This window comes from Streptomyces mexicanus, from assembly GCF_902506575.1.
Lineage (GTDB): Bacteria > Actinomycetota > Actinomycetes > Streptomycetales > Streptomycetaceae > Streptomyces > Streptomyces mexicanus.
The window spans coordinates 2632920-2657176 of record NZ_LR732544.1 but is presented as its reverse complement, the minus strand read 5'-3'; the positions used below and the strand labels follow the sequence as shown (position 1 = coordinate 2657176).

The 24257-nt window shown below is 73.2% G+C and carries 20 protein-coding genes; 12 read left to right on the top strand and 8 right to left on the bottom strand.

Annotation, left to right across the window (positions count from 1 at the left end; all coding sequences use genetic code 11):
• Nucleotides 1–313: 313 nt before the first annotated feature.
• The 3 genes from GV126_RS11935 to GV126_RS11925 all read left to right on the top strand — a co-directional run bounded on the left by GV126_RS11935 (nt 314) and on the right by GV126_RS11925 (nt 3379).
• Complete coding sequence (locus tag GV126_RS11935; protein ID WP_185947948.1) at nt 314–1573, top strand: ABC transporter substrate-binding protein; 1260 nt, start codon at nt 314–316, stop codon at nt 1571–1573.
• 77 nt (nt 1574–1650) lie between these two features.
• On the top strand, nt 1651–2553 hold the full coding sequence (locus tag GV126_RS11930) for a carbohydrate ABC transporter permease (RefSeq protein ID WP_159673579.1): 903 nt from the start codon (nt 1651–1653) through the stop codon (nt 2551–2553).
• On the top strand, nt 2546–3379 hold the full coding sequence (locus GV126_RS11925; RefSeq protein ID WP_159665455.1) for a carbohydrate ABC transporter permease: 834 nt from the start codon (nt 2546–2548) through the stop codon (nt 3377–3379). Before GV126_RS11930 ends, GV126_RS11925 begins: the two co-directional genes overlap by 8 nt.
• A gap of 99 nt (nt 3380–3478) precedes the next feature.
• Here GV126_RS11925 and nirD read toward each other — a convergent pair whose 3' ends face one another.
• The 4 genes from nirD to GV126_RS11905 all read right to left on the bottom strand — a co-directional run bounded on the left by nirD (nt 3479) and on the right by GV126_RS11905 (nt 8820).
• Nucleotides 3479–3829 (bottom strand): nitrite reductase small subunit NirD, encoded by a 351-nt coding sequence (gene nirD, locus GV126_RS11920; protein WP_159665453.1) that lies wholly within the window; start codon nt 3827–3829, stop codon nt 3479–3481.
• Entirely contained in the window at nt 3826–6483 is a 2658-nt protein-coding gene (nirB, locus tag GV126_RS11915; protein ID WP_159665451.1) for a nitrite reductase large subunit NirB, read from the bottom strand. Before nirB ends, nirD begins: the two co-directional genes overlap by 4 nt.
• Nucleotides 6483–7703 carry an NAD(P)/FAD-dependent oxidoreductase gene (locus GV126_RS11910; RefSeq protein ID WP_159665448.1) on the bottom strand — a complete coding sequence of 407 codons (1221 nt, stop codon included), beginning with the start codon at nt 7701–7703 and terminating at the stop codon, nt 6483–6485. The genes nirB and GV126_RS11910 overlap by 1 nt, the downstream gene beginning before the upstream one ends.
• A gap of 532 nt (nt 7704–8235) precedes the next feature.
• On the bottom strand, nt 8236–8820 hold the full coding sequence (locus GV126_RS11905; protein ID WP_159665445.1) for a GVDTG sorting domain-containing protein: 585 nt from the start codon (nt 8818–8820) through the stop codon (nt 8236–8238).
• 348 nt (nt 8821–9168) lie between these two features.
• On the opposite strand from GV126_RS11905, the gene GV126_RS11900 reads away from it, so the two are divergent.
• A complete protein-coding gene (locus GV126_RS11900; RefSeq protein ID WP_159665442.1) occupies nt 9169–9792 on the top strand; it encodes an NADPH-dependent FMN reductase in 624 nt (207 codons plus the stop codon).
• Here the strand turns inward: GV126_RS11900 and GV126_RS11895 are convergent.
• Nucleotides 9789–10250: an ATP-binding protein gene (locus GV126_RS11895; protein ID WP_159665439.1), complete on the bottom strand. Its 462-nt coding sequence runs from the start codon at nt 10248–10250 to the stop codon at nt 9789–9791. The two genes, GV126_RS11900 and GV126_RS11895, sit on opposite strands and share 4 nt — an antisense overlap.
• An 83-nt stretch (nt 10251–10333) precedes the next feature.
• Between GV126_RS11895 and GV126_RS11890 the strand changes: the two genes are divergently transcribed.
• Together GV126_RS11890 and GV126_RS11885 are read left to right on the top strand one after the other, a co-directional pair.
• Nucleotides 10334–11182, top strand: a complete 849-nt coding sequence (locus tag GV126_RS11890) for a helix-turn-helix domain-containing protein (RefSeq protein WP_159665436.1) — start codon at nt 10334–10336, stop codon at nt 11180–11182.
• A complete protein-coding gene (locus GV126_RS11885) occupies nt 11142–11339 on the top strand; it encodes a DUF397 domain-containing protein (RefSeq protein WP_159665433.1) in 198 nt (65 codons plus the stop codon). Before GV126_RS11890 ends, GV126_RS11885 begins: the two co-directional genes overlap by 41 nt.
• A gap of 23 nt (nt 11340–11362) precedes the next feature.
• On the opposite strand, the gene GV126_RS11880 is transcribed toward GV126_RS11885, so the two are convergent.
• Nucleotides 11363–13012: a M4 family metallopeptidase gene (locus GV126_RS11880; RefSeq protein ID WP_159665430.1), complete on the bottom strand. Its 1650-nt coding sequence runs from the start codon at nt 13010–13012 to the stop codon at nt 11363–11365.
• Nucleotides 13013–13164: 152 nt separating this feature from the next.
• Between GV126_RS11880 and GV126_RS11875 the strand changes: the two genes are divergently transcribed.
• The gene (locus tag GV126_RS11875) at nt 13165–13608 is read left to right on the top strand and encodes a gamma-glutamylcyclotransferase family protein (RefSeq protein ID WP_236569964.1); all 444 of its coding nucleotides are present in this window, start codon (nt 13165–13167) and stop codon (nt 13606–13608) included.
• Between the two features lie 90 nt (nt 13609–13698).
• Here the strand turns inward: GV126_RS11875 and GV126_RS11870 are convergent, their stop codons facing one another.
• Together GV126_RS11870 and GV126_RS11865 are read right to left on the bottom strand one after the other, a co-directional pair.
• Nucleotides 13699–15891: a molybdopterin oxidoreductase family protein gene (locus tag GV126_RS11870; protein ID WP_159665424.1), complete on the bottom strand. Its 2193-nt coding sequence runs from the start codon at nt 15889–15891 to the stop codon at nt 13699–13701.
• Nucleotides 15892–16004: 113 nt separating this feature from the next.
• Nucleotides 16005–16691 (bottom strand): SanA/YdcF family protein, encoded by a 687-nt coding sequence (locus GV126_RS11865; RefSeq protein ID WP_159665421.1) that lies wholly within the window; start codon nt 16689–16691, stop codon nt 16005–16007.
• A 162-nt stretch (nt 16692–16853) separates the two neighbouring features.
• Between GV126_RS11865 and GV126_RS11860 the strand changes: the two genes are divergently transcribed.
• The 5 genes from GV126_RS11860 (at nt 16854) to GV126_RS11840 (ending at nt 24226) form a co-directional block, all read left to right on the top strand.
• Complete coding sequence (locus GV126_RS11860; RefSeq protein WP_159665418.1) at nt 16854–17768, top strand: sirohydrochlorin chelatase; 915 nt, start codon at nt 16854–16856, stop codon at nt 17766–17768.
• An 87-nt stretch (nt 17769–17855) separates the two neighbouring features.
• The gene (locus tag GV126_RS11855) at nt 17856–19199 is read left to right on the top strand and encodes a deoxyguanosinetriphosphate triphosphohydrolase (RefSeq protein WP_159665415.1); all 1344 of its coding nucleotides are present in this window, start codon (nt 17856–17858) and stop codon (nt 19197–19199) included.
• Nucleotides 19200–19416: 217 nt separating this feature from the next.
• On the top strand, nt 19417–20682 hold the full coding sequence (locus tag GV126_RS11850) for an NAD(P)/FAD-dependent oxidoreductase (protein WP_159665412.1): 1266 nt from the start codon (nt 19417–19419) through the stop codon (nt 20680–20682).
• Between the two features lie 203 nt (nt 20683–20885).
• Complete coding sequence (gene dnaG, locus GV126_RS11845) at nt 20886–22796, top strand: DNA primase (protein ID WP_159665409.1); 1911 nt, start codon at nt 20886–20888, stop codon at nt 22794–22796.
• Between the two features lie 113 nt (nt 22797–22909).
• Entirely contained in the window at nt 22910–24226 is a 1317-nt protein-coding gene (locus tag GV126_RS11840; protein WP_159665406.1) for an RNA polymerase sigma factor, read from the top strand.
• The last annotated feature ends 31 nt before the right edge of the window (nt 24227–24257 follow it).

Below are 24257 nucleotides of genomic sequence, written 5' to 3'. Positions count from 1 at the left end.
TCGGCGCAGTCCCCGACCCTCAAGACCGATTGCGTCGGGGATCCCGGCACCACAAGAAGGGGCGGCACCCTGTGCGGGGGTGCCGCCCCTCACCTCTGCCGCCCCTCACCTCGTGCCGCTCCTCACCTCGTGCCACTGCCCTCGCCTCGCGTGCCGCGCCCTGGCCGGAACGGCGCTCTTGACAGCCACACACTGCCGCAACGCTCCTGTCGTAATCGCGGTGCATGGTTGATCGTTGGGCCGTGCACCGCGCGTGCACCACGCACGGCCGCGCGCGTACGCGTGGATCGAGGACGACGTCAGGGGGCGCACCATGACCATCACCCGCAGAGCACTGCTCGCCGCCACCGCGGCCGCGGGCGGCGGACTGCTCGCCGCCTGCGGGAGCAACACCGGACGCGGCGACGGCGGCGGGGGATCGGGCCCGGCGCTGTCGCAGTGGTACCACCAGTACGGCGAGGCGGGCACCGAGCAGGCGGTGAAGCGGTACGCCGCCGCGTACCAGAAGGCGCACGTCACCGTGCAGTGGCGGCCGGGCAACTACGACCAGCAGACCGCCGCCGCCCTGCTCACCGACTCCGGCCCCGACGTCTTCGAGGTCAACGGCCCCACCCTGGACCAGATCCAGGGCGGCCAGGTCGTCGACCTCACCGACCTGCTGGCGGGCGTCAAGGACGACTTCAACCCGGCGGTGCTCACCCCCAAGACGCACGACGGGAAGATCTGGGGCATCCCGCAGGTCATCGACATGCAGATGCTCTACTACCGCAAGAGCCTGCTGAAGGACGCCGGGCTTCAGCCGCCCGCCACCCTCGACGCGCTCGTCGACGCCGCGGGGAAGCTCACCACGAAGAAGGTCAAGGGCCTCTTCCTCGGCAACGACGGCGGCGCGGGCGTCCTCGGCGGAACCCCCCTGTACGCGGCCGGACTCCAGCTCGTCACCGACGACGGCAAGGTCGGCTTCGACGACCCGGCCGCCGCCCGCGCGCTCGGCAAGCTGCACCGGCTGTACGCCGGCAAGTCCCTGCTGCTCGGCGCCCCCGCCGACTGGTCCGACCCGTCCGCCTTCGTCCAGGGCCTGACCGCCATGCAGTGGTCCGGGCTGTGGGCGCTGCCCCAGGTGCAGAAGGAACTCGGCGACGACTTCGGCGTCCTGCCCTTCCCGGCCGACGGCCCCGCGGGCCGGCCCGCCGTGCCCGTCGGCGCCTACGCGGCCGCCGTCAGCGCCCGCAGCCGGCACAAGGAGGCCGCCAAGGAGTACGTGAAGTGGCTGTGGGTGGAGCGCACCGACGACCAGGAGGACTTCGCGCTGTCCTACGGCTTCCACATCCCCGCCCGCCTGTCGCTGGCGAAGAAGGCCGCCAAGCTGCGGACCGGTGCCGCGGCCGACGCCGTGCGCTTCACCACCGACCACGGCTACGCGCAGCCGCTGCTGTGGACCCCGGCCGCCCAGACCGCCTACCAGGACGCGCTGAGCCGGATCATCAAGGACGGTGCGGATCCGGACAGCCAGCTGAAGACGGTCGTGCGGAAGGTGTCGGCCGAACTCGACCGGGTGAAGAAGGCGTCGTGAGCGCTCGGACCGTGGACGCGGACGCACCGGTGGCGCCCGCGCGGGCCGCGGGGGAGGGGACCCCGAGCGCCCGCGCGGTGCGCCGGCGGCGCGCGCTGTGGTTCTGGGTGTTCGTCGGGCCGTTCGCGGCGGGGCTCGCGCTGTTCACCTACGTGCCGCTGCTGTGGAGCGTCGCGCTGAGCTTCTTCGACGCGCACAACACCGTCACGCCCACGCACTTCGTCGGCCTGGACAACTACACGGCGATGCTGTCGGACGACGCCTTCCTCGACAGCCTGCGCGTCTTCCTGCTGTTCACGGCGTTCATCGTCCCGGCCACCTACGTCCTGGCCCTCGCGCTCGCCCTCATGGTCAACCGGGTGCGCCGGGCGCGGGCGTTCTTCCGCTCGGTGTTCTTCCTGCCCGCCGCGTGCAGTTACGTCGTCGCCGCGCTGATCTGGAAGATGTCGATCTTCAACGGGGTCAGGTTCGGCCTGGCCAACACCGTCCTGGGATGGTTCGGCGGCGATCCCGTCGCCTGGCTGTCCACCACCGACCCGCCCTGGTACTGGCTGGTCGTCGTCACCGTGCGGCTGTGGCTCCAGGCGGGCTTCTACATGATCCTGTTCCTGGCCGGGCTGCAGCGGATCGACCCCGTCCTGTACGAGGCCGCCGCGGTGGACGGCGCCCGGCCCGGCTGGACCGTGCTGCGGCACATCACCCTGCCGCAGCTGCGGGCCACCTCGGTGGCGGTGGTGCTGCTGCTCGTCATCAACGCCTTCCAGGCCTTCGACGAGTTCTACAACCTGCTCTCCGACGCGCGCGGCTACCCGCCCTACGCCCGGCCGCCACTGGTCTACCTCTACTACACCGCGCTCGGCCAGGGGCAGAACCTGGGCCTGGGCAGCGCGGGCGCGGTGATCCTCGCGCTGATCATCGCCGTCGTCACGGTCGGCCAGGCCCGCTGGTTCGGGCTGGGACGGAGGGACGCCGATGGATGACGCCCTGGTGCGGGTGGGGCGGGCGCTGCGGCTCGCCCTGCTGATCGCGCTCGCCGTGCTCTTCCTGATCCCCTTCTACCTGCTGCTGCGCAACGGCCTGTCCTCCGAGCGGGACATCACCTCCCCCGAGTGGACCTTCTTCCCCGCCGAACTGCGCTGGGGCAACGTGCGCGAGCTGTTCGACGACACCTCCGTGCCGTTCGCCCGTTCCCTGCTCAACTCGGCGCTGATCGCCGTCGCCACCACCCTCGGCACGGTGCTCCTCGCCTCGCTGGCCGGCTACGGCCTGGCCCGCATCCCCTACCGGCACGCCAACAAGGTGTTCTACGCGGTCCTGGGCACCCTGATGGTCCCGGCCGCCGTCACCTTCGTCCCCAGCTTCGTGCTGGTCTCCACGCTGGGCTGGATCTCCACCCTGCGGGGCCTGATCGTCCCGACGCTGTTCTCGGCGTTCGCCTGCTTCGTCTTCCGCCAGTACTTCCTCGGCTTCCCCCGGGAGCTGGAGGACGCGGCCCAGGTGGACGGACTCGGCCCCTGGCGGACGTACTGGCTGGTCGTCGTGCCCAACGCCCGCCCGGTGTTCGCGGCCGTCGGCACCATCGTGTTCATCGGCGCCTGGAACGCCTTCCTGTGGCCGCTGGTCATCGGCCAGGACCAGAGCGCCTGGACGGTCCAGGTCGCCCTGTCCTCCTTCACCACCGCCCAGGTCGTCCGCCTGCACGAGCTGTTCGTCGCGGCGGCCGTGTCGATCCTGCCGCTGCTGCTGGTGTTCCTGTGCTTCCAGCGGTGGATCGTGGCGGGCGTGGAGCGCTCCGGGATCGACTGAGCGTCCCTCAGGCGGCGGCGCCGCCGTCCACCACCAGGTCGGCGCCGACCACCGAGGCGGCGTCGTCGGTGGGGCCCCCGGGCCGCTCGCGCCGCCCGTTCACGTCGCCCGGACCGGGTACGCCGTCACCCGGACGTTCTCGTCGTCCAGGCACCGTCCCGACTCCAGGTCGAAGCGCTGCTTGAGCAGCGGCGAGGCGACGAACGGGCGGCCCCGGTGGGTGCCGGTCAGGCCGCGGGAGAGGACCGCGGCGCCGGTGAACGGGTCACGGTTGTCGATGGCGTACAGCCGGCCCGCGCGGTCGCGGAAGAGGGCCGCCTGCCGGCGGTCCGGCAGCAGCGCGGCGACGCCGCGGCCGGGCAGCAGGGCGCTCAGGTCGCACACGGTGAACCAGCCGTCGCCGATCCGCAGCTGCACCTTCAGGTCGGTGGTCTCGAGTGCCAGGGTCATCGCTGGGCGCTTCCTTCCAGGTCCAGGACGTCTTCCTCGGTGCGCCGCCTGCCGATGTCCAGCAGCGGCAGGTCGGGCTTGATCTGGTCGCGCTCCGGGACGAAGGCGACCACCGGGTCGGGCGTGTCGGGGGCGTTGACGAAGGACACGAACCGGGCCAGCTTCTCCGGGTCGTTCACGGTCTGCGCCCACTCGTCGCGGTAGTGCGCGACGTGCGCCGCCATCAGGGACTCCAGCTCGTCGCAGATGCCGAGGGAGTCGTGGACCACCACGTCGCGCACGTGGTCCAGGCCGCCGGGGATCCGCTCCAGCCACACGCTGGTGCGCTCCAGCCGGTCGGCGGTGCGGATGTAGAACATCAGGAACCGGTCGATCAAACGGACCAGTTCGGCGTCCGACAGGTCCTGCGCCAGCAGGTCGGCGTGGCGCGGGGTGGCGCCGCCGTTGCCGCCGACGTACAGGTTCCAGCCGTTCGCGGTGGCGATCACGCCGAAGTCCTTCGACTGGGCCTCCGCGCACTCCCGGGCGCACCCGGAGACGGCCGCCTTCAGCTTGTGCGGGGAGCGCAGCCCCCGGTAGCGCAGCTCCAGGTCGATCGCCATGCGCACCGAGTCCTGCACGCCGTAGCGGCACCAGGTCGAGCCCACGCAGGACTTCACCGTGCGCAGCGACTTGCCGTAGGCGTGCCCCGACTCGAAGCCGGCGTCCACCAGCCGCGCCCAGATCAGCGGCAGCTGCTCGACCCGGGCGCCGAACATGTCGATGCGCTGACCGCCGGTGATCTTCGTGTAGAGCCCGAAGTCCCGGGCGATCTCACCGATCACGATCAGTTTCTCGGGCGCGATCTCACCGCCCGGGATGCGCGGCACGACGGAGTACGAGCCGTTCTTCTGCAGGTTGGCCAGGAAGTGGTCGTTGGTGTCCTGCAGCGCGGCCTGCTCGCCGTCCAGGACGTACCCGCTCGCGCCGATCGCCGGGGCGAGCGAGGCGATGATCGAGGCCACGGCCGGTTTGCAGACCTCGCAGCCGTCGCCGCCCCGGGCCTCCTCGCGGCCGTAGCGGTCCAGCAGGTCCTGGTAGGAGGCGATGCGCAGGGCGAGGACGATCTCGTACAGCTCCTCGCGGGTCTGCGCGAAGCAGCCGCACAGGCCCTTGTCCACCTCGACGCCGTTCGCCTCCAGCTCGCCCTCGACGAGCTGGGTGAGCACCTTCACGCAGGAGCCGCAGCCGGTGCCGGCCCGGGTGCACTGCTTCACCTCCGGCACGGTGGTGCAGCGGTGCTCGGTGACCGCGCCGCGGATCGTGCCCTTGGTGACGTTGTGGCAGGAGCAGATCACCGCCTCGTCGGGCAGCGCGGCCGGACCGAGCTGCGCCGGGGCGCCCGCGCCGGCGGGCAGGACCAGCGCCTCGGGGGCGACGGGCGGCACCGAGCCGGTCAGCGCGCGCAGCGTGCCGTACGCCTCCGCGTCCCCGACCAGGATCCCGCCCAGCAGCGTGCCGTCCCGGCCGACGACCAGTTTCTTGTACAGGCCGGACCGCGAGTCGGCGTACACCACGTCCAGGCAGTCCTCGGTGGTGCCGTGCGCGTCGCCGAAGGAGGCCACGTCCACACCGAGCAGCTTCAGCTTGGTGGACAGGTCGGCGCCGGTGAAGGACGCCTCGTCCGCGGCGATGGTGGCCGCGGCCGTCTCCGCCTGTTCGTAGCCGGGCGCCACCAGCCCGTACACCCGCCCGTCCACGGCCTGCGCGCACTCGCCGATCGCGAACACGTGCGGGTCGGTGACCGTACGGCACTGCGCGTCCACCGTGATCCCGCCGCGCTCGCCGACCGCCAGGCCCGCGGCGCGGGCCAGCTGGTCGCGGGGGCGCACACCGGCGGAGAAGATCACCAGGTCGGTGGCGATCTCGGAGCCGTCGGAGAGTTTCATGCCCCGCACCGCGCCGTCGTCGCCGGTGACGATCTCCTGCGTGCCCGTGCCGGTGTGCACGGTCAGCCCCATGCCCTCGATGGTGCGCAGCAGCGCCGCGCCACCGCCCTCGTCCACCTGGACCGGCATCAGCCGCGGCGCGAACTCCACGATGTGCGTGTCGAGGCCGAGGCCCTTGAGCGCGCCGGCGGCCTCCAGGCCGAGCAGCCCGCCGCCCACCACGGCGCCCGTGGTGGCCTTCGTCCGCGCGTACTCCTCGATGGCGAGCAGGTCCTCGATGGTGCGGTAGACGAAGCAGCCGGTGGCGTCCTTGTTGGGCACCGGCGGCACGAAGGGGGAGGAGCCGGTGGCCAGCACCAGGACGTCGTAGCCGAAGACCCGCCCGGAGCGGGCGGTGACCGTGCGCCGCTCCCGGTCGATCGCCTCGGCCGGATCACCGAGGTGCAGCTCGATCCCGTGGTCCGCGATGAACCGCGGGTCCGTCAGCGACAGTTCGTCCGGGGTCCGGCCGGAGAAGTAGGAGGTGAGCTGCACGCGGTCGTAGGCGGGGCGCGGCTCCTCGCACAGCACCACCACGCGGTGCGTCGCGGTCAGGCCGCGCCCGGCGAGCGCTTCGAGGAAGCGCTGGCCGACCATGCCGTGGCCGACGAGCACGATCGTGGGGGTGTCCGTGGGGGTGTCCGGACGGGTGTCCGTGTGGGTCTCCGGGCGGGTGTCCGTGGACATCAGGAGCCTCCGTCGTTGGTGAGCAGGTGGAGCAGGGGGCCGCCGTCCGTCGGGAGCGGCTCTGCTCCCTCCCAGGCGCGGGCGAGCGCGCCGACGGTGCCGAGTTCGCCGACGAGGACCCCGCCGACCAGGCGGTCGTCGCGTACGACGACCTTGCGGTAGGTGCCGCGGGTGGCGTCGGCGAGCTGGACGACGTCGTCACCGGGCAGCGGGACGGTCTCGCCGAACGCGGCGAGGTCCAGGCCGGCGGGCGCCGGACCGGTGAGGGTCAGGCGGGTCAGGGAACGGGTGCCGGTGTAGCGGGCGGTGTCCTTGCCGGCGAGCAGTTCGGCGAGGACGCCGGCCTGTTCCAGGGCGGGGGCGGCCAGGCCGTACACCGTGCCGCCGTGCTGGGCGCAGTCGCCCACGGCGTGGATGTGCGGGTCGGAGGTGCGCAGCTCGTCGTCCACGAGGACGCCCCGGTCGACGGCGAGCCCCGCGTCCTCGGCGAGCCGGGTACGCGGGCGCACCCCGCAGGCCGGCACGACCAGCTCGGCGTCGAGCGCGTACCCGTCCGCCAGCTCCACCGACCTGACCGCGCCGCCCACGCAGCGCACGTCCCGCACCCGGCACTCGGTGTGCACCTCGACGCCCAGCCCGGTCAGATGCCGCTCGACCAGGGCGGACGCGCCCGGGTCGAGCTGGCGCTCCATGAGCCGTTCGGCCTGCTGGGCGAGGACCACCCGGGCGCCGCGCACGGCCAGGGCACGGGCGGCGGACACGCCGAGCAGCCCGCCGCCGACGACGACCGCCTGCACGCCAGGCCGTACGGCCGCGGACAGCCTCCGGCAGTCGTCCCGGGTGCGGAAGGCGTGGACGCCCTCCGGCAGCTCACCGCCGGTGGTGAACAGGCCCCGCAGCGGGGGCAGCACCGGATTGGAGCCGGTGGCCAGCACGAGCGTGCCGTAGCCGATCGACCTGCCGTCCGCGCAGTGCACGGTGCGCCTGGCCCGGTCGATGCCGGTCACCCGGCCCCGGACCAGCCCGGCGGGCTCCGGCAGCGCGATCACGTCCGGCCCGTACCGGCCGGCCAGCACCTCGGCGAGCAGCACCCGGTTGTACGGCCGGTGCTCCTCCTCGCCGACGACCAGCGCGGGCGTGCCCAGCTCACCGAGCCGCCGGGCGAGGGTCACCCCCGCCAGGCCGGCGCCGATCACCACCACACGCGCGTTCGAGGTCATACACGGCCCGGCCCTTATACACATCTGACGCTGCCGACGACTCCTTACGTGTAGATCTCCGTGGATGCCGGATCGTCCAAAAAAAAAAACTAATTAGCTTAATCAAGATGATCCTCGTTATGGTTCCCGTTGCTCCCATCTCAAACACATTTCTACTCCTCCGCCTCCTCCTTACCCTGAGCTTTCTCGCCAACTGACTACTTCTCCCACCCCTATTGACATTATGGCTCTGCAACCTCCTTCTGGGCTGGGGCGGGGCGTGGGTGATGCCGGCGCCGTGCAGCAGCCAGGCACCGGAGCCGAGGGCGACCGTGCTGACGGCCGCTATCGCGAAGTTGTTGACCTTGCGCATACCAACCCCTCTGCACGACCCCCTGCGGGACCCCTCAGCACGTCCCCTCTGCACGACTTCTCGGCAGGTCCCCCCTACGTGACTCCTTGCCGTCCCGTCCCCCCTCCGGGCGGCGAGGGGCGTCGCGCCCGGAGGGGGAAGGGATCCGCGGTACCGGTGACGGGCAGCGGAGGGCGCCCGTCAGATCCCGTCGCCTCTCGCCCGGCGATGCAGGAGCCAGGTACCGCCCGCGGCGGCGACGGCGAGCGCCGCCACACCGGCCGCGGTCCTCACGGGGTCGGTGCCCAGGGCGCCACCGACCCCCGTCTTCACACTTCCGTGGGGCTGCACCTGGTCGTGCTGCGCGGTCAGCGTGACCACCAGGTCGCCCTTGACCTGCCGCCCGCCCTCGGCGCACTCCGCGACGATCTCGTACGTCCCGGGCTGGGCGCTCTCCGGCACCCGGAACTGCCCGATCGCCTCGCCCTCGTGCGCGCTGGGCGCCAGGGGGAACTGCCCGGCGCCGACGGCGCTCGCGTCACCGGCCGCGGTCGCCTTCGCACCGCACGCCTTGGTGTTCACACTGACCTGCCCGCCCGGCACCGCCGAGGACGGGTAGACGTCGAGCGTGCCCGCGGCGGAGGCACCGGCCTCGGCGGTGCGCGGGTGAACGAGCGCGCGACCACCCTCCGCCGCGTGGGCGGGTACGGCGAGGCCGCCGGCGGCGGCGACGGCGAGCGCGGCGCCGGTCACGGCCCCGGCCGTCAGACGGGCGGTACGTCGCATCGCTGCTCCTCGGGTCGGTGCTCCTGCGAGCTGGGCGCGGGGGCACGACCCGCGGCACCCGCTCGCGCCGACGCCGTCGCGTCCCTGCCCTTCCGAGGTAAGTGGCAGGGAGGCGCGCCCGCTTCCTGAGGCCGCGTCAGAAATACGGTGAACGGGTGTCACACGCAGGCCGCGCAGGAGCCTCGCCGCGGACGTTTCGCCAGGTCAGAGCGTATGTAGTGACGACATGTCGGGAACCACCCGGAGGGGGCAGGCCGCAGGGGTGAACGGGCATGGAGGCGCACGGTGGCCACGGTGCGCGGACGGAGGCTTGACCTCAACAAAGCTTGAGGTATCAGGCTGTGGCGCATGGACATCACCTCCGAACCCCTGGCGACCGCCTCACCCACCGCGTCCCCCGCGCCCCTGCGCGTCACCCTCGTCGTCGGCAGCAACCGCCACGGCCGTTTCGGCCCGGTGGTCGCCGACTGGCTCCTCGGCAGGCTCCGCGCCCGCACCGATCTGATCCCGCAGGTGGTGGACGTGGCCGACACGACCGCGCTGCCGACGACCCTGACCCGGGGGCCCGAGGCCACCGCGGCGCTGGCGGAGATCACACCGAAACTGGCGACGGCGGACGCCTTCGTCGTCCTCACCCCCGAGTACAACCACTCCTTCCCCGCCGGTCTGAAGAACCTCATCGACTGGCACTACAGCGAGTGGCAGGCCAAGCCCGTCGCCCTGGTCTCCTACGGCGGCATCTCCGGCGGCCTGCGCGCCGTGGAACACCTGCGCCAGGTCTTCGCCGAACTGCACGCGGTCACCGTCCGCGACACGGTCTCCTTCCACAACGCGGGCGCGTCCTTCGACGACGAGGGCCGCCTGACCGACCCGGGCCCCGCCGAGGCGGCGGCCAAGGCGATGCTGGACCAGCTGGCGTGGTGGGGCGAGGCCCTGCGGGAGGCCAGGCGGCGCCGGCCGTACGGCAGCTAGCCCTGACCCCGCTCACCGACCTGCCCGTCGGGCGTGACGGCTCCTCCCGCCACGCACTCGAACCAGACGGTTTTGCCGCTGCCGCCGGGGTGCGGTGTCACGCCCCAGCGGTCGGTGACCGCCGCCACGAGCAGCAGGCCCCGCCCGCCTTCCGCGAGCGGCTCCCCACCGCCCGGGACCGGGAGCCGCGCGCACCTGTCGGAGACCTCCACCCGCACCGCGCCGGGCAGGAGCAGGAAGTAAATGCCGCAGCGCCGGCCGGGTACGTGCCGGACGACGTTGGTCAGCAGCTCCGACAACGCCAGCTCGGCCGCGTCGGCGACGTCGAGCAGGCCCGAACGCTCCAGGTAGAGACGCAGGATGCGGCGCAGATGCCGCACGGAGTGCCCGCCCAGCGCGAACTCGGCCCGGTAGCCCGGCTGAACGTCCCCCGTCTGTGGACCGGTTACATGATTCATGCCACCACGGTGCGACGCCGCGCATACGCTCGGCTACGCACCGAAACGAACGCCGAGAGGCGTTGCAGGCCGGAGGTACCGCCGTGGCCAACGTCCAGACCCTCGACCCCACCGCTTCCCCGCTCGCCTACTACGGCTTCGAGCTGCGCCGCCACCGCGAGGCCCACGGGCTGAAACAGGGCCAGCTCGGCGAGATCATCTACTGCACGGGCTCCCTGGTCGGCCAGATCGAGACCGCGAGGAAGGTCCCCACCCGCGACTTCTCCGAGCGCGTGGACGCCGCGCTCGGCACGGACGGCCTGTTCTCCCGCCTCGTCGGCCTCGTGCTGCGCAGCCAACTGCCGACCTGGTTCCAGCCGTACGCCGAGATGGAGGCCAAGGCGACGTACATCTCCACGTACCAGGCGCAGGTGGTCTACGGGCTGCTGCAGACGGAGGAGTACGCGCGGGCGGTGCTCGCCACGGGCATGCCGGACGATCTCGACGGTCTGGTCGCGGCCCGTATGGAGCGTCAGCGCATCCTGGAGCGGGAGCAGCCGCCGCTCACCTGGGTGGTCCTGGACGAGGCCGTGCTGCTCCGGCCCATCGGGGGTCGGGACGTCATGCGGCGCCAACTCGGCAACCTGTTGGACTTCACCCGTAACCGCTGGATGCACATCCAGGTGCTGCCGAACGTGGTGGGGGAACACGCCAGCCTCGCCGGTTCGTTCAATGTTCTCCGCTTCGATGACGACCCGGACATCGTCTACACGGAGGACGTGATCGCGGGCCACATGACGGCCAGCCCCGAAACCGTCAGGGAGGCGGCGCTCCGTTACGCTCGCTTGCAGGCCGCGGCCCTCTCTGTGGAGGATTCGGCGGCACTGATTGCCCGCGTGATGGAGGAACGCTATGGAGACCGCTCCCAGTCTGAGGAACGCACAGTGGCGTAAGTCCAGCTACAGCGGCAACACCGGTGGTGACTGCCTCGAAGTCGCCGACAACTACCCCGCCCCCGCCGTCCCCGTCCGCGACAGCAAGAACCCCTGCGGCCCCGTCGTCATCGTCGGCGCGGCCGCCTGGCAGGCGTTCGTCGACGGGCTGCGGTAGTCGCCCGGCGCGCCCCCTGAGGGTCAGTTCACGTTGACCGCGCTCCACGCCGCCGCCACCGCGTTGTACTCGGCGCTGCCGGAGCCGTAGAGGTCCTTGGCGGCGTTCAGGGTCGCGGTCCGGGCGCCCGCGTAGTTCGTGGAGGAGGTCATGTAGACGGTCAGGGCCCGGTACCAGATCTTGCCGACCTTGTCCCGGCCGATGCCGGTCACCGTCGAGCCGTTGTACGTCGGTGAGTCGTAGGCGACCCCGTTGATCGTCTTCGCGCCGCTGCCCTCCGCGAGGAGGTACGCGAAGTGGTTGGCGACGCCGGAGGAGTAGTGGACGTCCAGGTTGCCGACCGAACTGCTCCAGTAGTCCGCCGAGTTGCCGTCCTTGGACGGCTTGTCCATGTAGCGCAGGGCGGTCTTGCCGAAGCCGGAGCGGACGACCTTCTCGCCGATGAGGTAGTCACCGGGGTCGGAGGCGTTGTTCGCGTACCACTCCACCATCGTGCCGAGGATGTCGGAGGTGGCCTCGTTCAGGCCGCCGGACTCGCCCGAGTACGTCAGCCCCGCCGTCGTCGAGGTCACGCCGTGGGTCATCTCGTGGCCGGCCACGTCCAGCGCCACCAGCGGGCCGAACGTCGTCCCGTCGCCGTCGCCGTACGTCATGCAGAAGCAGCTGTCGTCCCAGAAGGCGTTGTTGTAGTTGCTGCCGTAGTGGACGCGGTTGTACGAGCCCTTGCCGTCGCCCGCGATGCCGTTGCGGCCGTGGACGTTTCGGTAGTAGTCCCAGGTCTCGTCCGTGCCGTACTGGGCGTCCACCGCCGCCGAGGAGCGGTCGGCCGTGGTGCCCGAGCCCCAGTGGTTGTCGGCGTCCGTGAACAGGGTCGCGGGCGCCCGCTGGAAGCAGATGGAGAGGAAGCACAGGTCGGTCTTGTTCGCGGCGTCGCCGGTGTAGGTGTTGCCGCGCGTGGGGTCCTTGAGCTGGTACGCCGAGCCGGACGGCGTCGTCTCCAGGGGGACCGTGCCGCTGTAGAGCGACATTCCGTCGCCGGTCGCCGTCTCGATGCTGTCCCAGGCGTCGATCCGCGCCCCGGTGCGGGCGTCGGTGAGCACCGTGCGGGCCACCGGGTTGCCGAGGGAGTCCAGCCCGGCCGCGTTGGTGCGCCAGGCCAGGCGTGGGGCGCCGTGCAGGGCGTCGACCACCAGCTCCGGTCTGGCCTTGACGCTCTTGAGGGTCTTGCCGGGGTTCGCGGCGCGCAGCGCGTCGAGCGCGAGGTCTGCGGCCTTGGGCGCGGAGAGCTTCGGGGTGGTGGTCGGCAGCGAGACCGTGCTCTTCGTCGCCCTGTTCGCGCCGCGGTAGGCGCCGTCCGAGGACAGGTGGACCACGAAGTCGCCGCCCAGCACCGGCAGTCGGTGGTACGTGCGGTCGTAGCGGACGTGCTGGGTGCCGTCCTTGTCGACGATCACGTCCCGGACGCTGGTGCTCTCGTCCGAGGTCAGCCCCAGGGCCGAGGCGTGTTCCAGGAGCGCCGAGGCGGCGTGCTGGAGGGCGGTGACCCGGGGGACCGGCTTGTCCTGGGCGTGGGCGGCGGGGGAGAAGGCGGCGGCCAGCAGGGTGGCGGTGGTGGCGGCTATGCCGGCCGTGGCGAGGCGGCGGGTGCCTCGGGTGTGCCGTGTCCGACTCATCGGTCTCCTCGGGAAGGCGCTGCGGGAAGGCGTGGTGGAGGCGTGGGGGATGGCGGTGACGCCCGTTCAGGTTTAAGCGACCATGACAAGTCATGTCCATAGCGCCGTCATGGAGATGTGTGGGGAGCCGGAGGGGGTACAGAATCGTTTCCGTGATCGTTCCGGCCCCGTCCTCGCCGTCCGAGCCCCTCCCGTTCTTCGTCTACGGCACCCTGCGCCCCGGCGAACCGAACCACGACGTGTTCCTGCGCGGTCGCGTCCGCGAGGTGGAACCGGCGCGGCTGAACGGCGCCGTGCTGTACGAGGGGCCCGGCTTCCCGTACGCCGTCGAGGCACCGGACGGCGTGGTGCGCGGCGAGCTGGTGACGGCCCGGCCGGAGGCGTACGGGGGACTGCTCACTGCCCTGGACCGGCTGGAGGGGCACGGCGCCGGGGACCCGCGCAACCTGTACGAACGCATCGCGCGCGAGGGCGTCCGCGAGGCCGACGCGACGGTGGGGCGGGCGGGGGGCTACGTCGCGGGTCCGGCGGTGACCGCGCGACTGCGGGACGCGGGGCGGGTCATCGAGGGCGGCGTGTGGTCCTCCCGCCGCTGACGGGCCGTCGGGGACGGGCGGCGGTACCGGTGACGGCCGTGCGGGCGGGGGACGTGCCGGCTGCCGCCGTACCGGATATGGCTGTACCGGCTACGGCTGTACCGGCTCCGGCTGTACCGGCTCCGGGTTCACCCGCTCCTGGTTCACCGGCTCCTCCCGCACCCGTTCCAGCCGTACCGCGCACACCTTGAACTCCGGCATCCGCGAGGTCGGGTCCAGCGCCGGGTTGGTCAGGGTGTTCGCCCGGCCTTCGCCGGGCCAGTGGAACGGCATGAACACGGTGTCCGGGCGGATGCCTGCCGTGATGCGCGCGGGCGCCACCGCGCGGCCGCGCCGGGAGACGACGGCCACCGGGTCGCCCTCGGCCGCCCCCAGCCGTGCCGCGAGCCGCGGGTGCAGCTCGACGAACGGGCCGGGCGCGGCGGCGTTCAGTTCCTCCACGCGCCGGGTCTGGGCACCCGACTGGTACTGGGCGACCACCCGCCCGGTGGTCAGCAGCACCGGGTACTCCTCGTCCGGCTCCTCGGCGCTCGGCCGGTGCGTCACGGGGACGAAGCGGGCCCGGCCGTCCTCGGTGGCGAACCGGTCGAGGAACAGGCGCGGGGTGCCCGGGTGGACTTCAAAGCCGGGCTCGGAGCCGGACCCGGAGCCTGACTCGGGGGCGGGGGCGCTGTCGGCCGGGGCCGGGCACGGCCAGAACACCCCGTTCTCCTCCGCCAGCCTGCGATAGGTGATCCCCGAGTAGTCCGCCGGGCCGCCCGCGCTGGCGCGGCGCAACTCCTCGAAGACCTCCTCGGGATCGGTCGGGAAGCCCTTCTCCACGCCCAGCCGGGCGGCCAGGTCGTGCAGCACCTCCAGATCGCTGCGGACCCCGTCCGGCGGGGTGAGCGCGCGCCGCCGCAGCACCACCCTGCCCTCCAGGTTCGTCGTCGTGCCCGTCTCCTCCGCCCACTGCGTGACCGGCAGGACGACGTCCGCCAGGGCCGCCGTCTCCGAGAGCACCACGTCGCACACCGCCAGGAAGTCCAGCGACCTCAGCCGTTCCTCCACGTGCGCGGCGCGCGGCGCCGACACCACCGGATTGGAGCCCATCAGCAGCAGCGTGCGGATGTCGCTGCCGAGGGCGTCCAGCAGTTCGTACGCGCTGCGGCCCGGCCCCGGCAGGCCGTCCGGGTCCACGCCCCACACCTCGGCCACGTGCCGCCGCGCCGCGGGGTCGGTCAGCTTGCGGTAACCGGGCAACTGGTCGGCCTTCTGGCCGTGTTCGCGCCCACCCTGCCCGTTGCCCTGCCCGGTCAGGCAGCCGTACCCGGACAGCGGGCGGCCCGCCCGGCCGGTCGCCAGGCACAGGTTGATCCACGCGCCCACCGTGTCGGTGCCCTTGGCCTGCTGCTCGGGGCCGCGCGCGGTGAGCACCATCGCCGACTCGGGCGCGCAGAACAGCCGTACGGCCTCCCGCAGCCGCGGCACCGGCACCCCGGTGATCCGCTCGACGTACTCCGGCCAGTGCGCCATGGCCGCCGCCCGCGCCTCCTGCCAGCCGGTCGTCCGCTCGCGTATGTACGCCTCGTCGGTGCGGGCCTCGGCGACCACCAGGTGCAGCAGGCCCAGGGCGAGGGCGAGGTCGGTGCCGGGCCGGGGCGCCAGGTGCAGGTCGGCCAGCTCGGCGGTCCTCGTGCGGCGCGGGTCGACGACGATCAGCGTGCCGCCGTTGTCCCGCAGTTCGGTGAAGTACCGCAGCGCCGGCGGCATCGTCTCCGCCGGGTTGGAGCCGACCAGGATCACGCACCCGGTCCGGGGGATGTCCTCCAGCGGGAACGGCAGCCCGCGGTCCAGCCCGAACGCCGCGTTGCCGGCCGCGGCCGCCGACGACATGCAGAAGCGGCCGTTGTAGTCGATCTGCGAGGTGCCCAGCACCACCCGGGCGAACTTCCCCAGCGCGTACGCCTTCTCGTTGGTCAGCCCGCCCCCGCCGAACACCGCGCAGGCGTCCGCGCCGTGCTCCCCGCGCGCGCGTGCCAGCGCCCCGGCGATCCGGTCCAGCGCCTCCTCCCAGCTCGCGGGGGTCAACCGGCCCTGCGAGCGCACCAGCGGCGAGGTCAGCCGCACCCGGGAGGAGAGCAGCGCGGGCGCGGTGCGGCCCTTGCCGCACAGCGCGCCCCGGTTCACCGGGAAGTCCGCGCGCTCGGCCACCCGCACGCCCCCGTCCGGGGCGGGGGTCAGGTTCATCCCGCACTGCAGGGCGCAATACGGGCAGTGCGTGGGCGTCGCGGAGATCTGCATGTCGTTCAGCGTCCGTCGGCCGTGTTACGCGCCCGGGCGGCCGCTGTTACGCCTCCGGCACGGTGACCTCCCCGCAGCCGCCCGGCCGCCGTGAGGCACCGGAGGGATGCACGTCAGTGGGCGGCGGCCAGCGCACGGGCGACGCCGTGCTCCTTCGGCCCCAGGAACTGCGGATCGGGCCGCAGCACCGCGTCCAGCGCCGCCTTGCTCGCCGCCAGCACCTCGCGGGCGCCGCCGTAGTACCAGGTGACGTCGTGCCGGGCGTCCACGCCGACGCCGTAGGAGTCGATGCCCGCCGCGTCGCACAGCGCCACCGCCCGCCGAATGTGGAAGCCCTGGCTGACCAGCACCGCCCGGTCCACCCCGAAGATCTTTTTCGCGCGCACGCAGGAGTCCCAGGTGTCGAAGCCCGCGTAGTCGGTGACGATCCGGGCGGCGGGCACGCCCTGCTTCGTCAGGTAGGCGCGCATGACGTCCGGCTCGTCGTAGTCCTTGCGGCTGTTGTCGCCGGTGACCAGGACCACCTTGATCCGGCCCGCCTGGTACAGCCGCGCCGCCGCGTCCAGCCGGTGCGCCAGGTACGGCGAGGGCTCGCCGTCCCACAGGCCCGCCCCGAAGACGACGGCGACGTCCGTGCGCGGCACGTCCGCGGCCGTGCGCAGCCGGCCGGCCGTGCTCACGTACAGCCACGTGGCCGGGAGCAGCGCCAGCACGCACAGGGCCACCAGCGCCTGCACGGCCCTGCGCTGCCCGGCGCGTGTGCGCGGCAGCCTCGGTCTGCGGATCCTCAACCCCAGCATGTCCACAGGGACGCGGCGGGCGGCGAACCGGTTCGCCAGGGGTGCGGCAGGGGGTCGTGACAGCCGTCTCACACCCCCTGCCGCCACCCCGTGAAGCGGCTGAAAACAAGCCGGTCACCACCGCGCAACGGCAGCGCAACGTCCCTCCGGGAGGATCCCCGTATGACGGCGCCGACCTCTCCCCGCGACGAGCCCCTCCGCAGCCCCGGCACCCCGATCCCCGGCGCCCTCCTGGACAGCGCGTCCCACCTCCTGGGCGCCGATGCCGCCCAGGAGGTGGGACGCGCTGTCCAGGAGGGCGCCGGGGATCGGGGTGCCGGGGCTGCGGAGGCGCCCGCCCTGGTCCTGGTGGCGCACGGCAGCCGCGACCCGCGCGCCCTGGTCGCCGTGCGGGCCCTGAGGGAGCGGGTGCGGGAGCTGCGCCCGGCCGTGCCCGTGCACCTCGGGCACATCGAACTGAACGAGCCCCTGCTCCCCGACACCCTCGCGGGCCTGGCCGGGGCCGACGCGGTCCTCGTGCCGCTGCTGTTCAGCCCCGGCCACCACGTCAAGCGGGACATCCCCCGGATGGCCGCCGCCGCACCGGCACGCGCGCGCGTGGCCGCCCCGCTCGGCCCGCACCCGCTGCTCGTGGAGGCGCTGTACGGCCGGCTCACCGAGGCCGGCTGGCGGCCCGGCCGCGACGAGGCCGCGCGCCGCGCGAGCGCCGTCGTCCTGGCCGCCGCGGGCTCCCGCGACCCGGAGTCGGCGGCCGGCACCCGTCGCACCGCCCGGCTCCTGGCCGACCGCCTCGGCGTGCCCGTCGTCCCCGCCTACGCCTCCGCCGCCGCGCCCACCGTCGCGGCCGCGGTGCGCGCGCTGGCCGCCCGCGGCCGCCACCGCATCGCCGTCGCCTCCTGCTTCACCGCCCCGGGCCGTTTCGCCGGCCAGTGCGCCGCGGTCGCCCCCGGGATCGCCGCCGCCCCGCTCGGGGACCACCCGGCCCTGGCCCGCCTCGTCCTGCACCGCTACGACGAGGCGCTGGCGGCCCCCGAGCCGGCCCGCGCCGCGCCGCGGACACCGCTCGCCGTGCCGTGAGCACATGCCCCGCGGCCCGGCGGCGGTCACCGATCGCGGCCGGACCGTGACACGCCGATTGTCGGTGCCTGCGCTTAGTGTCGAGTCATGGAAGGGATCGCCTCCGCAGCAGCAGCGCCGTACCACCACCTGCCGCCCACCGGCTACGAGGCCGCGGCGGTGGAGCGGTGGGCCGCCGAGCCGGACAAGCGGCCGGGCCGTACGGCCTTCCAGCGCGACCGCGCGCGCGTGCTGCACTCCGCGGCGCTCAGACGCCTGGCGGGCAAGACGCAGGTGGTCACCCCGGGCGAGCGCAGCCAGGCCTGGGACCCGAGCCCGCGCACCCGGCTCACCCACTCGCTGGAGTGCGCCCAGGTCGGCCGCGAGCTGGGCGCGGCCCTCGGCTGCGACCCCGACCTGGTGGAGGCCGCCTGCCTCTCCCACGACCTGGGCCACCCGCCCTTCGGGCACAACGGCGAGCAGGCGCTGAACGAGTTCGCCCGCGACTGCGGCGGCTTCGAGGGCAACGCCCAGTCGCTGCGCCTGCTCACCCGGATCGAACCCAAGCGGTTCGTCACCGACCCCGCGTCCGGCGAGCTGGTCAGCGTCGGGCTCAACCTCACCCGCGCCGCGCTGGACGCCGCGACGAAGTACCCCTGGCCGCGCGGTGCCCACCCCAGTGACCCCGACTCCCCGAAGTTCGGGGTGTACGAGGACGACCGGCCCGTCTTCGACTGGGTGCGCGCCCAGGCGCCCGGCACGCGCACCTGCTTCGAGGCCCAGGTCATGGACTGGTCCGACGACGTGGCGTACTCGGTGCACGACCTGGAGGACGGCCTGCACGCCGGCCACATCGACCCCGCCTGCCTGCAGGCCGACCCCGAACGGCGGGAGATCTTCGCGGGCGCCCCCGCCCGCTACGTCCCGGCCGGCACCGACCCCGAGGAGCTGTCCGAGGCCCTGGACCGGCTCCTCGCCCAGGAGTGGTGGCCGCACGGCTACGACGGCTCGGCGCTCGCCCAGGCCCGCCTGAAGGACGCCACCAGCCAGCTCATCGGCCGCTTCTGCCTGGCCGCCGAGGGCGCCACCCGGCAGCGGTACGGGGGCGGCCGGCTCACCCGGTACGGCGCCGAGCTGGTGGTGCCGCCCAGCACCCGGACGGAGTGCGCCGTCCTCAAGGCCGTCGCCGACCTGTACGTGATGCAGCGCGCTGAGCAGGAGCGGCTGCGCGCGCGGCAGCGGATCGTGGTCCTGGAGCTGGCCGACGCGCTGACCGCGCGCGCCCCCGAGGGACTGGACCCGCAGTTCCGCGCCCTGTTCCACCAGGCCCCCGACGACCGTGCCCGCAAGCGGGTGATCGTCGACCAGATCGCCTCCCTCACCGACGCCTCGGCCCGCTCGCTGCACGCCCGGCTCACCGGGCAGGGCGGCCGGACGGGAAGCCGTGCATGAAACCGCCACCGAAACCGCCCGGGACGCTGACAGCGCGCTTACCCGCAACCGTGATACCCGTGGGAGCGCAGTGAACGATGTGACAGAAGTGCCCCGAGGGCCCCGGAGCCGGGTCCTCCTGTGACCCTCCGTGGCCTGATCGGGCCACTCCCTCTTCCCGCATCACGCTCCGTGCGGGACGCTCGCATGTGGCGGCACCCTGACGAGGAGGCAACAAGTGGTCGACGCGGATCAGACATTCGTCATCGTCGGAGGAGGTCTGGCCGGCGCGAAGGCGGCCGAGACCCTTCGCGCGGAAGGCTTCAGCGGCCGCGTCATCCTCATCTGCGACGAGCGTGACCATCCCTACGAACGCCCGCCGCTGTCCAAGGGGTACCTCCTCGGCAAGGAGCAGCGCGAGTCGGTCTTCGTCCACGAACCGGCCTGGTACGCGCAGAACGACATCGAGCTGCACCTCGGCCAGACCGTCGTCGCCATCGACCGCGCCGCGAAGACCGTCCACTACGGCGACGACGGCACGCACGTGCGCTACGACAAGCTGCTGCTGGCCACCGGCGCCGAGCCGCGCCGCCTGGACATCCCCGGCACCGACCTCGCCGGCGTCCACCACCTGCGCCGCCTCGCCCACGCCGAGCGCCTGAAGAACGTCCTGACCCACCTCGGCCGGGACAACGGCCACCTGGTGGTCGCGGGCGCCGGCTGGATCGGCCTGGAGGTCGCCGCCGCGGCCCGCGAGTACGGCGCCGAGGTCACCGTCGTCGAGCCGTCCCCCACGCCGCTGCACGGCGTGCTCGGCCCCGAGCTGGGCCAGCTCTTCGCCGAACTGCACCGCGAGCACGGCGTCCGGTTCCACTTCGGGGCCCGGCTCACCGAGATCGTCGGCCAGGACGGCATGGTGCTCGCCGCCCGCACCGACGACGGCGAGGAGCACCCCTGCCACGACGTGCTGGCCGCGATCGGCGCCGCGCCGCGCGTCGCGCTCGCCGAGTCGGCCGGACTGGAGCTGGCGGACCGCGCGCTGGGCGGCGGCATCGTCGTGGACGAGCACCTGCGCACCTCCGACCCGGACATCCACGCCGCCGGTGACGTGGCCGCCTTCCCGCACGAACTGTTCGGCACCCGGATGCGCGTGGAGCACTGGGCCAACGCCCTCAACGGCGGTCCGGCCGCGGCCCGCTCGATGCTCGGCCGGGACGTCGTGTACGACCGGGTGCCCTACTTCTTCTCCGACCAGTACGACCTGGGCATGGAGTACAGCGGATGGGCGCCGCCCGGGTCCTACGACCAGGTGGTGATCCGCGGCGACGCCGGGAAGCGGGAGTTCATCGCGTTCTGGGTGAAGGAGGGCCGGGTGCTGGCCGGGATGAACGTCAACGTGTGGGACGTCACGGACCCGATCCAGCGGCTGATCCGCACCCGGGCACAGGTGGACACCGAGGCCCTGGCGGACCCGCACGTACCGCTGGCCGACCTGCTCCCCTGACGCCCGGGAGCTCCTGCGGCGGAGACGCATCACCGCACCACCCCTCGGCCACGTCTTCGGGGGCGGCGCCCGGGCCTCTCGGCTTCCGGGGATGCTCGGGGGCTCCCGGCTCCCCGGCCGGACGCTTCCGGCGGCAGCCCCGGCCCCCGGCCGCGACGGCGGCTCGCGGCGGGGGTGTCGGTCCGCCCCCGTAGAATTCAAGCGTGGCAGGACGGATCAACGACGAGGACGTGAAGGCGGTACGGGACGCGGTCCCGATCGACGCCGTGGTGTCCGAGTACCTCCAGCTGCGCAACGCGGGCGGCGGCAACCTGAAGGGCCTGTGCCCGTTCCACGACGAGAAGTCGCCGTCCTTCCAGGTCAGCCCGAGCAAGGGACTCTTCCACTGCTTCGGCTGCCAGGAGGGCGGCGACACCATCACGTTCGTGATGAAGATCGACCACCTCTCCTTCTCCGAGGCGGTCGAGCGCCTGGCCGCCCAGGCCGGCATCACCCTGCGCTACGAGGAGGGCGGCTACAACCCCGCCCACCAGCGCGGCGAGCGCATCCGCCTGGTCGAGGCGCACAAGCTGGCCGCCGAGTGGTACGCCGAGCAGCTCGCGACCTCCCCGGAGGCCGAGACCGGCCGCGTCTTCCTCGCGGAGCGCGGCTTCGACCAGGCCGCCGCCGTGCACTTCGGCGTCGGCTACAGCCCGCAGGGCTGGGACCACCTCACCCGGTTCCTGCGCGGCAAGGGCTTCAGCGACAAGGAGCTGATCCTCTCCGGCCTGGCCCAGGAGGGCCGCCGCGGCCCCATCGACCGCTTCCGCGGCCGGCTGATGTGGCCGATCCGCGACATCGGCGGCGAGGTCGTCGGCTTCGGCGCGCGCAAGCTGTACGAGGCGGACACCGGCCCCAAGTACCTCAACACCCCCGAGACGCCGCTCTACCGCAAGTCGCAGGTGCTGTACGGCATCGACCTGGCGAAGAAGGAGATCGCCAAGACCAGCCGGGCCGTCGTCGTCGAGGGCTACACCGACGTCATGGCCTGCCACCTGGCCGGGGTGCGCACCGCCATCGCCACCTGCGGCACCGCCTTCGGCGGCGACCACATCAAGATCCTGCGCCGGCTGCTGATGGACAACGGCTCGGCCCGGGTGATCTTCACCTTCGACGGTGACGCGGCCGGGCAGAAGGCGGCCCTGCGCGCCTTCGAGGACGACCAGAAGTTCGCCGCCGAGACCTACATCGCGATCGCCCCGGACGGCATGGACCCCTGCGAGCTGCGCCTGGCCAAGGGGGACGAGGCCGTCGCCGACCTGGTCCAGCCGCGCACCCCGCTGTTCGAGTTCGCACTGCGCCAGATCGTCGCCCGCTACGACCTGGACACCCCGGCCGGCCGGGCCGCCGCCCTGGACGAGGCCGCGCCCATCGTCGCCCGGATCAAGAACAGCGGCGCCCAGCACGAGGTCGCCGTCCAGCTCGCCGGCCTGCTCGGCATCCTCGACACCCAGTTCGTGGTCCGGCGGGTGGCCCAACTGGCCCGCTGGGCCCGCGAGCGCGGCGGCCGCGGCCCCGCGCCGGAGCGCCGGCCCGGCGGCCCGCAGCCGTCGTACCCCGCGCCCGCCCACTCCGCGCCGCGCGGCCCCGCCCTGCACCTGCGCAACCCCGTCCACGCCACCGAGCGCGAACTGCTCAAGCTCGCCCTGCAGCGCCCCGAACTGGTCTCCCCGGCCTTCGACGCCTACGGCGTGGACGAGTTCACCCCCCCGCCGTACGCGGCCGTCCGCCAGGCCATCCTGGACGCGGGCGGTGCGGAGTACGGCACGGCGGACCCGCAGGAGTATCTGCTGCGCGTGCGTGAGGCCGCTCCCGACGACACGGTCCGCGCGATGGTCACGGAGCTGGCGGTGGAAGCGATCATGCGTCGCTCGGTCGACGAGTTGTACGCGGGCGAGGTCCTGGTCCGCGTCCGCCGCCGCGCCGTCGAACGCCGCATCCGCGACCTCACCGGCACCGTCGCCCGCCTGTCCAACGGCGGCGACCCCGCCCAGCTCGCCGCCGTCCAGAACGAGCTGTGGGTGCTGCAGCAGTACGACCAGGCCCTGCGGGAGCGGGGAGCGGCGGCCCTGTAGGGCCGGGAGCCGTCCGGCGGCCGGCGCGTACCACCGCCCGGTGACGGACCGACCGCAAAAAGTCACCGCACGCCCCTCGTGGCGGCGATGTGTCGTACCCCACACTGGGTCCGGTGCCCGAGTCTCCCGAGCGCGGCCGGTCCCTTCCCCACGGGTCCCGCACGACCGCGGCCGCGCCCCTCGCGTCCGGGACGGACGGCGGCGAGGCCGCCGCGGCCGTCCCCCGAGTACCGCTGCCGCACAGGTCGACAGCGATGATCCTGGAGGTCGCCCGCGTGCAGACCCAGACCCTCACCCAGACCGACATCACCCCCGGCGCCGGCGTCGTCATCGCGGCCGTACCGCCCCAGAACCAGATCGCGCACCACCCGGAGACCCGTCCCGGGGTGCACCCTGAGACCCCGGCGCCGGACGAGCCGGAGGACCCTGCCGCGGGGGAGCCGGCGGCCGGCGCACCCGAACCGGCCGAGGAACCCGAGCCGGCCGGGCCGGCCGCCGCGGCCCGCGTCGAGACCGGCGGGCCGTCCGCGGACCTGTTCCGACAGTACCTGCGGGAGATCGGCCGGATACCGCTGCTCACTGCCGCGGAGGAGGTGGAGCTGGCCCGGCGGGTGGAGGCGGGACTGTTCGCCGAGGAGAAGCTGAACAGCACCCCCGACCTGGACAGCCGGCTCGCCGGCGACCTGGACCGGCTGGTGGTCATGGGGCGCGTGGCCAAGCGGCGGCTGATCGAGGCCAACCTGCGGCTGGTGGTGTCGGTCGCCAAGCGGTACGTCGGGCGCGGGCTGACCATGCTCGACCTGGTGCAGGAGGGCAACCTGGGACTGATCCGGGCGGTGGAGAAGTTCGACTACGCCCGCGGCTACAAGTTCTCCACCTACGCCACCTGGTGGATCCGCCAGGCCATGTCCCGGGCGCTGGCCGACCAGGCCCGCACCATCCGCGTGCCCGTGCACGTCGTCGAGCTGATCAACCGGGTGGTGCGGGTGCAGCGGCGGATGCTGCAGGAACGCGGGTACGAGCCGACCGCCGAGGAGGTCGCCGCCCACCTGGAGCTGCCGCCCGAGCGGGTCGACGAGGTGCTGCGGCTGGCCCAGGAACCCATCTCGCTGCACGCCCCGGTCGGCGAGGAGGAGGACGTCGCCCTCGGCGACCTCATCGAGGACGGCGACGCCGCCTCCCCCGTGGAGTCGGCGGCGTTCCTGCTGCTGCGCGAGCACCTGCACGCCGTGCTGTCGACGCTGGGGGAGCGCGAACGCAAGGTCGTCCAGCTGCGCTACGGGCTCGTGGACGGCCGGCCGCGCACCCTGGAGGAGATAGGGCGCCTGTTCGGCGTGACCCGCGAACGCATCCGGCAGATCGAGTCCAAGACCCTCAACAAGCTGCGCGACCACGCCTTCGCCGACCAGCTGCGCGGCTACCTGGACTGAAACGCGGGGGGCCGCCCGCGCGGGCGGCCCC

Excerpts from the sequence above, each read along its gene's own strand:
- GV126_RS11935 (WP_185947948.1), top strand. The coding sequence starts at position 314 with ATGACCATCACCCGCAGAGCACTGCTCGCCGCCACCGCGGCCGCGGGC.
- GV126_RS11925 (WP_159665455.1), top strand. The coding sequence starts at position 2,546 with ATGGATGACGCCCTGGTGCGGGTGGGGCGGGCGCTGCGGCTCGCCCTG.
- nirD (WP_159665453.1), bottom strand. The coding sequence starts at position 3,829 with ATGACCCTGGCACTCGAGACCACCGACCTGAAGGTGCAGCTGCGGATC.
- nirB (WP_159665451.1), bottom strand. The coding sequence starts at position 6,483 with ATGTCCACGGACACCCGCCCGGAGACCCACACGGACACCCGTCCGGAC.
- GV126_RS11910 (WP_159665448.1), bottom strand. The coding sequence starts at position 7,703 with ATGACCTCGAACGCGCGTGTGGTGGTGATCGGCGCCGGCCTGGCGGGG.
- GV126_RS11905 (WP_159665445.1), bottom strand. The coding sequence starts at position 8,820 with ATGCGACGTACCGCCCGTCTGACGGCCGGGGCCGTGACCGGCGCCGCG.
- GV126_RS11900 (WP_159665442.1), top strand. The coding sequence starts at position 9,169 with ATGGACATCACCTCCGAACCCCTGGCGACCGCCTCACCCACCGCGTCC.
- GV126_RS11895 (WP_159665439.1), bottom strand. The coding sequence starts at position 10,250 with ATGAATCATGTAACCGGTCCACAGACGGGGGACGTTCAGCCGGGCTAC.
- GV126_RS11885 (WP_159665433.1), top strand. The coding sequence starts at position 11,142 with ATGGAGACCGCTCCCAGTCTGAGGAACGCACAGTGGCGTAAGTCCAGC.
- GV126_RS11880 (WP_159665430.1), bottom strand. The coding sequence starts at position 13,012 with ATGAGTCGGACACGGCACACCCGAGGCACCCGCCGCCTCGCCACGGCC.
- GV126_RS11870 (WP_159665424.1), bottom strand. The coding sequence starts at position 15,891 with ATGCAGATCTCCGCGACGCCCACGCACTGCCCGTATTGCGCCCTGCAG.
- GV126_RS11865 (WP_159665421.1), bottom strand. The coding sequence starts at position 16,691 with ATGCTGGGGTTGAGGATCCGCAGACCGAGGCTGCCGCGCACACGCGCC.
- GV126_RS11860 (WP_159665418.1), top strand. The coding sequence starts at position 16,854 with ATGACGGCGCCGACCTCTCCCCGCGACGAGCCCCTCCGCAGCCCCGGC.
- GV126_RS11855 (WP_159665415.1), top strand. The coding sequence starts at position 17,856 with ATGGAAGGGATCGCCTCCGCAGCAGCAGCGCCGTACCACCACCTGCCG.